Source organism: Chryseobacterium endophyticum, from assembly GCF_056333165.1.
Window position 1 is genome coordinate 564690 of sequence record NZ_JBWGXE010000001.1, and the last position, 13330, is coordinate 578019.

Annotated in this window: 11 protein-coding genes; 6 read left to right on the plus strand and 5 right to left on the minus strand. The window is 42.3% G+C overall.

The features are described from left to right. Positions 1-32 precede the first annotated feature (32 nt). The 4 genes from dinB to AC0N32_RS02735 all read left to right on the plus strand — a co-directional run bounded on the left by dinB (position 33) and on the right by AC0N32_RS02735 (position 5135). Entirely contained in the window at positions 33-1193 is a 1161-nt protein-coding gene (gene dinB, locus AC0N32_RS02720; protein WP_476392336.1) for a DNA polymerase IV, read from the plus strand. A 10-nt stretch (positions 1194-1203) separates the two neighbouring features. After that, positions 1204-4269, plus strand: coding sequence for a DNA polymerase III subunit alpha (locus AC0N32_RS02725; RefSeq protein WP_476392337.1), 3066 nt, complete (start codon positions 1204-1206; stop codon positions 4267-4269). Positions 4270-4353: 84 nt separating this feature from the next. Continuing rightward, entirely contained in the window at positions 4354-4647 is a 294-nt protein-coding gene (locus tag AC0N32_RS02730; RefSeq protein WP_476392338.1) for a type II toxin-antitoxin system TacA family antitoxin, read from the plus strand. Then, positions 4644-5135 (plus strand): GNAT family N-acetyltransferase, encoded by a 492-nt coding sequence (locus AC0N32_RS02735; protein WP_476392339.1) that lies wholly within the window; start codon positions 4644-4646, stop codon positions 5133-5135. Before AC0N32_RS02730 ends, AC0N32_RS02735 begins: the two co-directional genes overlap by 4 nt. Before the next feature lie 2 nt (positions 5136-5137). Here the strand turns inward: AC0N32_RS02735 and AC0N32_RS02740 are convergent, their stop codons facing one another. After that, positions 5138-6280, minus strand: coding sequence for a serine hydrolase domain-containing protein (locus tag AC0N32_RS02740; RefSeq protein WP_476392340.1), 1143 nt, complete (start codon positions 6278-6280; stop codon positions 5138-5140). A gap of 85 nt (positions 6281-6365) precedes the next feature. Between AC0N32_RS02740 and AC0N32_RS02745 the strand changes: the two genes are divergently transcribed. Further along, a complete protein-coding gene (locus AC0N32_RS02745; protein ID WP_476392341.1) occupies positions 6366-7664 on the plus strand; it encodes a M48 family metalloprotease in 1299 nt (432 codons plus the stop codon). Between the two features lie 28 nt (positions 7665-7692). On the opposite strand, the gene AC0N32_RS02750 is transcribed toward AC0N32_RS02745, so the two are convergent. The 4 genes from AC0N32_RS02750 to AC0N32_RS02765 all read right to left on the minus strand — a co-directional run bounded on the left by AC0N32_RS02750 (position 7693) and on the right by AC0N32_RS02765 (position 12185). Further along, positions 7693-9219 carry a hypothetical protein gene (locus AC0N32_RS02750; RefSeq protein ID WP_476392342.1) on the minus strand — a complete coding sequence of 509 codons (1527 nt, stop codon included), beginning with the start codon at positions 9217-9219 and terminating at the stop codon, positions 7693-7695. Between the two features lie 87 nt (positions 9220-9306). Further along, positions 9307-10848 (minus strand): glycine--tRNA ligase, encoded by a 1542-nt coding sequence (locus AC0N32_RS02755; RefSeq protein ID WP_476392343.1) that lies wholly within the window; start codon positions 10846-10848, stop codon positions 9307-9309. Between the two features lie 274 nt (positions 10849-11122). Then, positions 11123-11713 carry a hypothetical protein gene (locus AC0N32_RS02760; RefSeq protein WP_476392344.1) on the minus strand — a complete coding sequence of 197 codons (591 nt, stop codon included), beginning with the start codon at positions 11711-11713 and terminating at the stop codon, positions 11123-11125. Then, positions 11697-12185, minus strand: coding sequence for an RNA polymerase sigma factor (locus tag AC0N32_RS02765; protein ID WP_476392662.1), 489 nt, complete (start codon positions 12183-12185; stop codon positions 11697-11699). Before AC0N32_RS02765 ends, AC0N32_RS02760 begins: the two co-directional genes overlap by 17 nt. Positions 12186-12319: 134 nt before the next feature. Between AC0N32_RS02765 and AC0N32_RS02770 the strand changes: the two genes are divergently transcribed. Beyond that, positions 12320-13051 carry a pseudouridine synthase gene (locus AC0N32_RS02770; protein WP_476392345.1) on the plus strand — a complete coding sequence of 244 codons (732 nt, stop codon included), beginning with the start codon at positions 12320-12322 and terminating at the stop codon, positions 13049-13051. The last annotated feature ends 279 nt before the right edge of the window (positions 13052-13330 follow it).

Here is a 13330-nt window from a genome sequence, read left to right on the forward strand (position 1 = left end):
ATTTTGTTTAAAAACGTAACTAATTTTGTCAGGTGGACCGAGCGATTGTACATATGGACCTGGATGCATTTTTTGTATCCTGTGAGAGACTCAGTAACTCTCAGCTTGACGGTATTCCCCTTATTATCGGAGGCGGCGACCGTGGAGTAGTCGCATCGTGTTCCTATGAAGCCCGGAAATTCGGGGTGCGTTCTGCAATGCCAATCCGCATGGCGCTGAGGCTCTGCCCGGATGCGAAAATCATCAAAGGCGACTATGAGCTGTACTCGAATTTATCCCACACCGTAACGGATATTATTCAGGAAAGGGTTCCGGTTCTGGAAAAGGCGAGCATCGACGAATTTTACCTGGACCTTTCCGGGATGGATAAATTTTTCGGATGCTATCAGTGGACCCAGGAAATCGTAGCGGCTGTAAAAAAAGAAACAGGGCTTCCGATAAGCTTTGCTTTGTCTGCCAATAAAACCGTTTCCAAGATCGGGACGGGAGAAGCCAAACCTGCCGGAAAAATGGAAATCCGGGAAACGGAGATCCGACCATTTTTAAATCCTCTTTCCATCAGGAAGATCCCGATGGTGGGTGATAAAACTTTTCAGCTGCTCTCCCGGGTAGGAATCCGTACCATTCAGACGCTGTCTGAAATGCCCGTCCTGATGCTTCAGCAAATGATCGGGAGCAACGGCAAAGAATTGTGGAAAAAAGCCAACGGCATCGACGAAAACCCGGTAATTCCGTATTCCGAACGTAAATCCATTTCTACGGAAGACACGTTTTCAACAGATACGATGGATGTTCCGGAATTAAAAAGAATCCTTACCCGAATGTCGGAAAAGCTGGCTTATCAGCTGAGAAAGGAAAAATGGCTCACCTCGACCGTAGTCGTGAAGATCCGCTATGCCAATTTCGATACCGAAACCAAACAGAGCCGGGTAGCCTATACTTCGGCAGACCACACTTTATCAAGAGTTGCCCTGGAACTTTTCAACCGATTATATACCCGCAGGATGCGGATCCGGCTGATCGGCCTCCGCTTTACCGACCTGGTCCACGGAAACCACCAGATGAACCTCTTTGAAGATACCGAAGAACAGATGAATTTATACCAGACCATGGATTACCTTAAAAACCGTTTCGGAGCGGATGCTGTCGGCAGGGCTTCGGGCTTCGATTTAGAAAATAAAACAACCCTTTAATCTTTTTGTTATGTACCTCAATTGCCATTCCTTCCACAGCCTTCGTTACGGCACTTTGTCCGTAGAAGAACTTGTACAGAAAGCCAAAGCCCTGGAAATTAAAACCTTGGTGCTTACCGACATCAATACCGTTACCGCCATTTACGATTTTAAAAAACAATGTGACAAGGCAGGAATAAAACCTGTTGCCGGAATGGAGATCAGGAAAGATAACCGGCTGCTGTATATCGCCATTGCCCGCGAATTTTCCGGAATCGGGGAAGTGAACCGGATGATCACGGCTTATAATTGTGACAACGCAGAACTTTCGGAAAGAGCTCCCAGGTTTGAAAACGTATCGGTGGTCTACCCGCTGCAGAATATTCCGAAAGAACTTAAAGACAACGAATATATCGGCATTCGCGAAGAAGAGCTGAACTTCCTGGTGCGTCCTGAACTGAAAAAGCTTGTGGACCGGATGGTAATTCTTCAGCCCGTAACTTTCACCTCTCGGAAAGAATACAATCTCCACATGATCCTTCGGGCGATTGATAACAATACTTTATTGTCTAAACTCTCCGAACACGACATTTGCCGCAAATCTGAATATTTTAAATCTGAAAGAGAAGTAACCGAAGACTTCCAGTTTTATCCTGAAATTATTGAAAATACCCAAAAGCTCCTTGACGCCTGCAGCTTTGAATTTGATTTTAAAAAAGTGAGGAACAGGCAATATTATACACGGTCCAAAGCTTCCGATCTGAAGATGCTGACAAAACTGGCCTATCTGGGGCTGAAAAAAAGATACGGAGCCGATCATGCGGAAGCCAGACAAAGAGTAGAAAGGGAATTGTATGTAATAAACGAACGTAATTTCTGCTCCTATTTCCTGATTACCTGGGATATTGTCCGGTACAGCAACCGAATAGGGCTTATGCATGTAGGAAGGGGAAGCGGTGCGAATTCCATTGTAAGTTATTGTTTAGGCATTACCGATATCTGCCCGCTTGAGCTTGATCTCTATTTTGAGCGCTTCCTGAACCTGAACAGGGATTCACCGCCGGATTTCGATATCGACTGGAGCTGGCAGAACCGGGATACGATTCTCGAATATATTTTTAAAAGATATGGCAAAGAGCATGTCGCCTTTTGCGGGACCAATGTTCAGTTTAAATATAAATCGATTTTCCGGGAAGTCGGTAAGGTTTTCGGGCTTCCGAAAGAAGAACTCGACAGCCTGGCCAATGATCCTGTTGAAAAGCATGACCAGAATTCCATTGTAAAACATGTTCACCGGTATGGTGCTTTAATGGAGAAATTTCCGAACCAGCGGAGCATGCACGCCTGCGGAATCCTGATCTCCGAAGAGCCGATCACCAATTTTACCGCACTGGAAATGCCTCCCAAAGGTTTTCCGATTGCGCAGTTCGATATGGATACGGCGGAAGACATGAAGCTTGAAAAACTGGACATCCTTTCCCAGCGTGGATTGGGTACGATTAATGATACGGTAGCCCTCATTAAGAAAACCCGGGGCATTGATATTGATATCCGCGATACAAGCATTTCTAAAGATGAACCCAAATGCAATGAATACTTAGCCATAGGAAAAACCATCGGCTGTTTTTATATTGAATCTCCGGCGATGCGCGGACTGCTGAGAAGATTAAAATGCGATAATTACAGGATCCTGGTTGCTGCGTCTTCCATCATCCGGCCCGGCGTAGCCCAAAGCGGAATGATGCGGGAATATATTTTCAGGCATAACCATCCTGATCAGTTTGAATACTTCCATCCGGTATTTGAAGAGAACCTGAAAGAGACCTACGGAATCATGGTCTATCAGGAAGACGTTATTAAGATTGCCCAATATTTCGGAGGGGTTTCCCTGGCAGATGCCGATACGCTCCGCAGGGCGATGAGCGGAAAAGGACGATCGATTGAGAAGCTGCAGGAAGTAAAGGCTAATTTTTTTGATAAATGCTTGAAAAAGGGACATTCCGAAGCGCTTACGGCAGAAGCGTTCCGGCAAATCCAATCTTTTGCCGGCTATTCCTTCTGTAAGGCGCATTCGGCTTCCTATGCGGTGGAAAGCTATCAGAGCCTGTACCTGAAAGTCTATTATCCTTTGGAATTCATGGTTTCGGTGATCAATAACCAGGGCGGGTTTTACCACACCGAAGTGTATATCCATGAAGCGAAAATGTCCGGCGGGAATATCCAGCTTCCCTGTATAAATTCAAGTGACATCCAGACTACACTGAAAGCAAATGATATTTATCTCGGATTTGGCCTGCTGGAGGGGCTTGAGACAAAAATAGTCCATAAAATTACAGAAGAACGGGAAAGAAACGGAGATTATGCTTCTTTAGAAGATTTCATCAGACGTATTCCTGCCGGGGTGGAAACCGTGCAAACCTTGATTTTCATCGGAGCCTTCCGGTTTACCGGTAAGCAAAAGAATGAGCTGCTGTTGGAAGCCCGGATGCTGCTGGCTAATTTCAAACCTGAAAACCGTGGAATGATGCTGATTGAAGAGCCTATGCAGCCATTCCGGCTCCCGGAACTGAAAAGGGAACGTTTTGAAGATGCTTTTGATGAAATAGAGATCATCGGTTTCCCGGTTTCGTGCACGCCGTTCGATCTGCTGCAGACCAGATACCGGGGTTCGGTATTGGTAAAGGATCTGCCGCTGTACCATAAACGTCAGGTAAAAATGCTGGCTTACCTGATTTCCAGAAAGCATGTCCCTACGAAAAAAGGAGCGATGTATTTCGGGACATGGATTGATGCGAACGGAGAATATTTTGATACGGCCCATTTCCCCGACAGCCTGAAAGAATATGATTTCCAGGGCGGGGGCTGCTACCTGCTGCTCGGAACGGTGGAAATTGACTATCATTTCCCGACCGTTACCGTCCACAAAATGGCGAAAATGCAGATGATTGCCGACCCGCGGTATTCTTCTGACCAGGAAAAAAATTACCAGGTACATCACAAGCTCCGGGAAGATGTCAGCATGACCTCGCGTAAGCCTTATCCACAGGCGCATGAAATCGGGTTGCCGAGACATCGGATCAATAGCGGGATGAGGTGAAAGAATTTGAATTTGTACGGATATTTAACGTATAAATATTTTATTTTACGGAATATTCCCGTACATTTGTAAAAATATTTAACAATGGGTACAGTAAGTAAAGAACATGCACGTTTTGATGCAAGACTTTCTAAAGAACAAAAGCAATTCTTTGAAAAGGCTGCTTATTTGGGCGGCTTTAGAAGCTTAACAGACTTCGTTATCCTTACAGTACAGGAAAAAGCAAAGGAAATCGTTAAAGAAAAAGAACAGATAATAGCGTCCGAAAGAGACAGCCAGATCTTTTTTGATGCCATTACGAAGCCACAGAAGCCTTCTGAAACCTTAAAAAATGCTTTAGAGGATTATAATTCCTTTGTATCAGATTCAAAGAAATGATTGAGCTTTTAGACAAGAAACATAAGCGCGAAGATTTTGATTGCGGAAAAGAGCTTTTAACTCATTATTTAAAGTTCCAGGCAGGGCAGGATATCAAAAGAAAGTTATCTGCCTGTTTTGTACTGTCTGATAATGAATCATCCGTTAAAGGCTACTATACCCTGTCAAATAATAGTATTCCCTTAAACAGCTTTCCGGGACATATTCAAAAGAAACTTCCCAAATCATATACTTCTATCCCGACGACTTTACTTGGAAGATTAGCGATTGATAAAAAATATCAGGGTCAGAGAATAGGGAAAATACTGCTGATTGATGCTTTGAAGAGGAGTTATGAAATATCACAGAAAATAGGTTTTTTTGCAGTTGTTGTAGATCCCATAGATGAAGACGCTGAAAATTTCTATAAAAAATATGATTTCATAAAACTTCCTGACAGCAAGAAAATGTTTATAGCCATCAAGACATTGCAAGAACTATTTGGATGAAATCATTTATTCCCGCTAAAAAACTTCACCGTTTCATTCACTAAAAACTTCACCTGATCCGGCCTTCCCCGGTCGGTTTTCGGGAGGTTGTTGTAGCTTCCGGTTCTTACGATCACCATCTTGTGCTCCGGAACCATGATGATATACTGGCCCTGCAGACCAAGGAAATAATAATGTTTAATCGGGTTGTCGTTGTTGATCCAGAAGCCCATTCCGTAAATTTCTTCGGAATTTTTAGTCGGGGTTTTCATTAAGTCCATGAAATCAGGGTTCAGAATCTGTTTGCCGTTAACTTTCCCATTATCCAGAAACAACTGTCCCAGCTTGGCAAAATCCCGGGCATTGGAATGGATGCAGCAATAGGTTTTTTCCATACCGCTTTCATCAGTACTCCATGTAGCGTTTTGTTCCATGCCCATCGGGATCCAGAATTTTTCGGAAAGGTAGCTCGCCAGCGACTGTCCGACTGCTTTTTTTACGGCAAATCCTAAAAGCTGGGTGGAACCGCTCTGGTATTCAAACCGTTCGCCCGGACGGGATTTGAATTTCCTGGAGAAAGTTGCTTTGATCAGGCTTCTTCCGTAATAGGCTCTGGCATTGGGCAGAAACGGGTTTTTATAATCTTCGTCCCAGTCTAGGCCGGATTCCATTTGGGCTAAATGTTTTAGGGTTAAATGCTCTCCAAACCCTTTATTTTTAAACTCTTCAAAATAATCCGAAAACAGATCGTCTATGCTGCTGATCTTTCCTTCTTCCAGAGCTTTTCCCAGCAGCATCACCGTTACGGCTTTCGCCATGGAAAAAGAATTGGTGGTAGACAGGGCATGATAGCCTTTCCAGTATTGTTCGTGGAGTAATTTTCCGTCTTTAACCACAATAAAAGATGCCGTGTCCGAATGGATGAGATCGTCGGTTATATTTTTGGGAAGCTCTTTCTTATTATATTCCGGAGACTCCTCCCAAAGCACCGGAGATTCCGTAGCGATGAGGTTGGCGGAGAAAAATTTACCGTCGTCGATATTGGCGCTCATCTTTCCCCTTAGATAGGTTTTTGAAATTCCGTTGAAAAGATAGCCGTAGCCTAAAATATAAAAAATGGCCAGGGCAATGATGATGAACGCAGCAAGATAAATAAGAGTGGTCATAATAATCGGTCTGCAACAAATTTAAAATAAATTTGAAAACATGAAACGAAATGATTTACTTTTGTGGTTATTGATCTGAAAAACGATGAAAAAACTGATTGCCATACTGCTTTTATATTGCTGCAGTATAGTTTCCGGACAGGTATACAAACCCATAGATACTGCTGATTATGCACAACGTAAAGCCTTCCTTGCCGGCTTTTCCCAAAATACAGAAAATCTCGGAAAAAAAAGCAGATCCGATTATCCCGGGAATAAGGGAAGCGAATTATCTAAAATTTATAAAGAATTCGGAAAAGAATTTGAAAAAAAAGTAAAGGAAAAGGACTTCATTTTCAATTCCGTCTTTGATGCCAAGGTAAAAAGCCTGATCGAACGCCTGCGGAAAAACAATTCTCAGATCCCGCAGCAGCTGAAGATTCTTATTGCGAAAGACAATACGCCGAATGCCTATTGTTTTGCAGACGGTACTTTTGTGATCAATATGGGGCTTTTCAACTGGCTGAATAATGATGATCAGCTGGCCGCCGTTATTTCCCATGAACTGGGGCACAAAATAGCAGAGCATACCCTGAAAATTTTCCTGGGCCTAATCGATCAGAATAAAATGGACAGGATGGTGGTTCAGGACATAAAATCAAATAAAGAAAATCGGAATGAAAGAGCCTTTGATATTCTTAAAAACAGGATCTACAGAAAAGGTGCTGCAAACAGAAAACAGGAAATGCAGGCGGATTCTTTAGGCTATGTTATTTTCAGGAACAGTGATTTCAGGAAAAATGAATTTGTAAATGCGTTAAAAAGATTGGAAGATTTCGATACCATTTCACCAAGAGAACTGAAGGTAGAAACATACATAAAATATTTTAACCTTCCGAACCAGGAGTTTAAGGACAAATGGCTGGACAAAGAAGATTTTTCCCTCTACAATTATAATCATTTTAAAGAAAAGCTAAATAAGGATTCCTTAAAGTCGCATCCTGAAATGACTTTAAGAATAGATCATCTAAAAAAACTTTTTCCTGACCTGAGGTCTGATTTTGCCGATGAAAAGCCTTCTGAATCTTATGCTATACTTGAAAAGATAGCAAGAATGGAAACCCTGCCGAATTTTTATCATTCCGAAGATTATGGAGTGGGCATCTATGCAAGTTTGCAGTTTTTACAGGATGGGGAAGAGGAGAAGTATTATAAAAGCTGGCTCGGGAAATGTTTTGCCAAAATTTACGAAGCACGTAAAAATTATAACCTCAACCGGTACCTTGACCGGGTAGATCCCAAAAACCAGAGCGAAAGCTACCAGCAGTTCCTGAATTTCATGTGGAACCTGAGCTTGGATGAAATTAAGAATGTAGCCGATTATTATCAAAAAACAGAATCCTGACCATCGGTCAGGATTCTGTTTTTTTTGTTTAATAATTTAATCGCTCAAGACGTACCTTGTTGAATTTTTCCTTTTCATTATATTCACGCAATAGAATATAACCTTCTTTTGCAATATAAGGTTTTACCAGATAATCATCCTTTTGTGAGATAGGGATCACCTCCTGCTTAAATTCTCCTTTTATCAGCGTATTAATGAACAGTTTCCATGATTTCTGTTTGGTTTCTTTGTCTTTCTGGTAATCCCTGAAAAAGAATACTACATCATTTCCGTCATTGATATATTGTGAAAAAAGATAGTCTCCGGTACTAAGAGACTTTTCTTTAGCAAAAATCCGGACTCCTTTTATTTTAAAGTCCTTATCCGTGAAAATGTAAACGAGGTCCGTTGTTTTCGCCATCCCGGTATTGAAGTCAGCTTTTTGTTTTTCCAGAAGAAGTCCGATACTTCCGTCTTTGAGAAAAAATACGTCGCGTGGCTGCAGGTGGTAGCTTTTTTCTACATAACCCAACCGGTCTAGTTGTGGGATGTGGGTCGAAAGGTCGGTAATATAATTGATCTTTTTAGTGTCAACATCAAGTGTATTTTTATCAATGATCATCCGTGCGTATCCTGTGCCCAGCTTATCCTCAAAATTTCTTCCGAGGATCACAATCTTGTCATCAAAGGTTTTGTCACCATCCAGAACCCTTGTCATAGAAGAAAGCCTGCTGATATTTTCCAGGGTATCGTCAGAAAGGCCGGTAAGTGGCTTGTTGCTGATTTCTTTTCCTGTTCTCATATCCAGAACAAGAAGGGAAAACGTTTTTTTGTCATCATCCACTTTCTTTAAAATTCCGTACATGCGGTCATCATCTTTTTCCAGGAGGGTAAGTGAAGAAAAACTTTTTTTGGTTCCGTTTTCGTTATAGCGATACCTCCAGACCTCTTTTTTGTTTTCATCAAATTTGATGAGACTGTTTTTATTGATGTATTTTCCGTAGTCGTTGTATTCTACAGCGAGATAGCCGCCTTCCTTAATTTCGCTTACTACCGAAATATAGTTGTAGCCTTTCTCCTTTTTCTCGGTACGGCTTTCTTTTCTTTCTTCCTTGAAGGTTTTAGGTTGGGTGATCTCTTTAAAGGTTCCGTCTTCAAGATAATCGTAGTATACTTTGGGGTTTACCGTATTGGTTTTGGGATCGACGACCATAGAAACCGGTGCTGCAGCATCTTTCGCGAAGACCTGAGAATAATTAAAATCCGAAGGTCTGAGAATGATCTGTCCTTTAAAATCGATATATCCGAAATAATCAGCTACCAGAAGCGGTGCCTCAAATTCATTATTGGCAACGGGATTAAGGTTTTTATCCAGCAGAACATACTCGAATTTTTGTTTTCGGTCCTGTGTTTTCCCATAATTGTAAATAGAAACATATCCGTAAAGATTGTCTTTGGTATCAAAAAGGGCATTCATTCCTACATTATCTCCTGAAGCCAGAGCGGCAAGATCCTGGGTCTGGGCATAAGAAACGGCCTGGATAAGGCCAAACATCAATAGTGCTATTTTTTTCATGGTCAAAAAAATTGAATTCCAAAAATAATGATTTCGGCAATAGGTTTTCAGAAAAAAATTAAAGCCCCGATTTCTCAGGGCTTCTGTCTATATTTTTGAAAGCAAGTTTCTGAAACTTGTCTTTTCGTCGATAATCCTTCTCAGTTCCGAAACCGGTACTCTTTCCTGTTTCATCGTATCTCTGTCCCTGATCGTTACCGTATGATCCGTTAAAGAATCGTGGTCGATGGTGATACAATATGGGGTACCGATCGCATCCTGTCTTCTGTAACGTTTTCCGATCGCGTCTTTTTCCTCGTAGAACAAATTGAAATCGTATTTTAAATCATTAAAGATCTGCTCGGCATATTCAGCTAAACCGTCTTTTTTCATTAGCGGAAGAATAGCTGCTTTAATCGGTGCCAATGCCGGAGGTAAAGAAAGAACCGTTCTTTCCGAACCGTCTTCCAATACTTCGTCTTTTAAACAGTGAGAGAAAATAGAAAGGAATAACCGGTCCAGACCTACGGAAGTTTCTACCACATACGGAACATAGTTTTCGTTTCTTTCCGGATCGAAGAACTGAAGCTTTCTTCCTGAAAATTCTTCGTGCGCTTTTAAGTCGAAATCTGTTCTGGAGTGAATTCCTTCCAGCTCCTTGAACCCGAACGGGAAATTAAATTCAATATCTGCCGCAGCATTGGCGTAATGCGCCAGTTTCTCATGATCGTGGAAACGGTAATTGTCATCGCCCAGTCCCAACGCCAAATGCCAGTTCAGACGTTTTTGCTTCCATTGCTCGTAGAACTCCAGCTCGGTGCCCGGTGCTACGAAAAACTGCATTTCCATCTGCTCGAATTCACGCATTCTGAAGATAAACTGTCTCGCTACGATCTCATTTCGGAATGCTTTTCCGATCTGGGCAATCCCGAAAGGAAGCTTATGACGGGAGGTTTTCTGTACATTTAAGAAATTAACGAAAATACCCTGCGCCGTTTCAGGTCTCAAATAAAGATCCATTGCAGAATCTGCGGAAGCCCCTAGTTTGGTTCCGAACATCAGGTTGAACTGTCTTACCTCTGTCCAGTTTTTGGAACCGGTATCAGGATCGGCAATTTCCAGCTCTTCGATCAGTGCTTTTACATCGGCAAGGTCTTCATTTTCCAGAGATTTCGCCAGCCTGGAAAGAATAGCCTCCCTTTTGGCTCTGTATTCCAGTATTTTTGGGTTTGTAGCGACAAACTGATCTTTATCAAATGACTCACCGAATCTTTTGGCCGCCTTTTCGATTTCTTTGTTTTCTTTGTCTTCAATTTTAGCACAATAATCTTCTACCAGAACGTCTGCTCTGAAACGTTTTTTGGAATCCTTATTGTCAATCAGCGGATCGTTGAAAGCGTCTACGTGGCCCGATGCCTTCCAGGTAGTAGGGTGCATCAGGATGGCCGAATCAATACCTACAATATTTTCGTTCAGCTGAACCATCGCTTTCCACCAATACTGTTTGATATTATTTTTGAGTTCGGCACCGTTCTGTCCATAATCATACACAGCGGATAACCCGTCGTAGATCTCACTCGATGGGAAAATAAAACCATATTCTTTAGCGTGAGAAATCACTTTCTTGAAAACATCTTCTTGCTTTGCCATAATTTTTTAACGTCTGAAGTGCAAAAGTAGTGAAAAAGAGGGAAGTTAAAAGACCGGAGCGGGAAGTTTTTGCAGGACAGGTGGATAAGGAGCCGGGAACCTGCTTTCCGCTGTATCTTTTTTTGCCGGCCTCCGCATTTCCCCAGCGGCAAAAAAGGATGCCGCTGCAATCAGGGCTAAGGATAAAGGACCGCATAAACCTAACGGGTTTCCAAAATCCGTTAGGCTTTTCCAAGCATAAGCCTGCTTATCGAAATAGGAGCTGGTTGTGGCACTACTCCTTAAAGTTATTTTCAAGTCTTTCCAAAGCGGTGATTACCGCTGATATTTTTTCTTTCTGTTTCCTGATCTGTCTCGGCCTGATGATAAACCAGCTGATCATACACCATAGAAAGGTTGCTCCGTAGACCGTTACAATACCCAGCCATGACATCTTTAAGGCAAATTCATAAAAGTAAAAAGCAAAGCCCGCAGAAAGGATGAGATAATAAAAGCTTAGTCCCGTGGTCTGCATATAGATCTGCTGCTTTTCCGTCTGCTTCATCGCCGTGAGATATTCCTGATTGGTAGCGGCAGTACTCACTTTCTTTAAAATATTAACATTTTGGCCCACCAGGTAGCTGTAAGAAGAAACACCGATGAGCAGAAGGATAAGCCCGAATTTTGTTGTAAAAAAAGAAAAATTCGCAAATATCCAGATGACGCCTACGGTAAGGGCTGATACGGATAATAGGGCGATCAGTCCGATGTCTTTCATGAGCTGTTTTTTTCGGTATTTTTCAGCTTTAGCTTTTATTTCCTCCACATTGGGAACCTCTGTGTTTTTTCTGCTCCAGATTTCCTGGAAATTATAATTCGTTGGCATGTTTTGTAAATTTTTCGGTGAGTTTTTCTTTGATCCTGTGTATTTTAACCCTTACATTGGCCGGGGAAATCCCTACGACATCCGCAATGTCTTTCTGTTTCATCTCCTCAAGTTCGAGGGAAATGATAATCCGCTCCAGTTCGGGCAGCTCGGAGATACATTGGTACAGGAAATCCGTCATTTTCTCCTGTTCCTCCTTGTGGTCTTTTTCAGAAACATCGGTGATCTGATAGGGAAGCTCGTTTTTAGGCATTCTTTTTTCTACGTGAACCTGGCGAAGGCAGATATTCGTTGCGATCCTGTAGATCCATGTTCCGATGCTGGCTTCCTGTCGAAAACCCGGCAGTTGCTGAAAAACAGCGATAAAAGTTTCCTGACACAGATCTTTGGCCATGTCTTCATTATTCACATACCCCATGCAGAGCCGGAAGATCTTCTTCCAGTAGGTATGGTAAATTTCATCGAAGTTTATAGTGTGCATTGATCCTTTTAGAATTTAGAGAACATTCAGCCCAAAATGTTACAGAAACCTCCCGTGAAGATAGAAAATCTTTTGTTACGCATGCAATTGCTTCCGGATAACACAGAAATCTCTACTTTTGCCGGATGTTAGAAATTCTTTACCGCGACGAACATCTTATTGCCATCAACAAACCCAGCGGATTATTGGTTCACAAATCCTTTTACGCCGGCGAAGCGGATACGTATGCCATTCAGGAGCTGAAAAAGCAGATCGGGCAGAAAGTATATCCGGTACACCGTTTAGACCGGAAAACTTCAGGTGTCCTTTTGTTTACTTTGGATAAAGAAACGTTGAGGGCCATGAGTGAGCAGTTTGCCACCCGGGAAGTCGAAAAGAAATACATCGCCATTCTTCGGGGCTGGACGAAAGAAGAAGAAACCATCGATTACGATCTAATTAACGAAAATGAGGTGAAGCAGAACGCCTTGACATACTACCGGCGCTTGCAGACTTCGGAAATCGATCTGCCGTTTTTGAAACATCAGACTTCCAGATATTGCCTGGTGGAGGCTATTCCGGAAACAGGAAGGTTTCATCAGTTGAGAAAACATTTTAAACATATTCTGCACCCGATTCTAGGTTGCCGTAAGCACGGGTGTAACAAGCAGAACAAATTGCTGCTGCAGACATTCAACATGACCAGAATGACGCTTCATGCCTATCAGCTCACTTTTAATCATCCGGTTTCTAACGAAAGAATTACGCTGAGTGCGACGATTGATGAGGAATTCAAAAACGTAGGAGACATTCTGAACCTGGATTTGAGTGCTTATGTAAAGGATGATGAAAGTTCAGTTTGTCAGGAAATTAGCTGATTTTTTAACGCAAAGATGATTATTCAGTCCGCTCACTTTAGTCGGCAAAGGCAAATAAATTTGCTGCGCGAAGCTTACGCGGACGCTTCGTCAATCAGCTTGGTGATCCACTCTTTGCTGCCTTTAAAGTATTTATCATAAAAATAAAACTTTGCGTCGAAGAAATATTCCACTGATTTTGCAGATAGCGCAGATTTTTAACGCAAAGATGAACTATTCAGTCCGCTCACTTTAGTAGGCAAAGGCAAATAAATTTGCAGCGCGAAGCTTATACGGACG

Excerpts from the sequence above, each read along its gene's own strand:
- AC0N32_RS02725 (WP_476392337.1), top strand. The coding sequence starts at position 1,204 with ATGTACCTCAATTGCCATTCCTTCCACAGCCTTCGTTACGGCACTTTG.
- AC0N32_RS02730 (WP_476392338.1), top strand. The coding sequence starts at position 4,354 with ATGGGTACAGTAAGTAAAGAACATGCACGTTTTGATGCAAGACTTTCT.
- AC0N32_RS02735 (WP_476392339.1), top strand. The coding sequence starts at position 4,644 with ATGATTGAGCTTTTAGACAAGAAACATAAGCGCGAAGATTTTGATTGC.
- AC0N32_RS02740 (WP_476392340.1), bottom strand. The coding sequence starts at position 6,280 with ATGACCACTCTTATTTATCTTGCTGCGTTCATCATCATTGCCCTGGCC.
- AC0N32_RS02745 (WP_476392341.1), top strand. The coding sequence starts at position 6,366 with ATGAAAAAACTGATTGCCATACTGCTTTTATATTGCTGCAGTATAGTT.
- AC0N32_RS02750 (WP_476392342.1), bottom strand. The coding sequence starts at position 9,219 with ATGAAAAAAATAGCACTATTGATGTTTGGCCTTATCCAGGCCGTTTCT.
- AC0N32_RS02755 (WP_476392343.1), bottom strand. The coding sequence starts at position 10,848 with ATGGCAAAGCAAGAAGATGTTTTCAAGAAAGTGATTTCTCACGCTAAA.
- AC0N32_RS02760 (WP_476392344.1), bottom strand. The coding sequence starts at position 11,713 with ATGCCAACGAATTATAATTTCCAGGAAATCTGGAGCAGAAAAAACACA.
- AC0N32_RS02770 (WP_476392345.1), top strand. The coding sequence starts at position 12,320 with ATGTTAGAAATTCTTTACCGCGACGAACATCTTATTGCCATCAACAAA.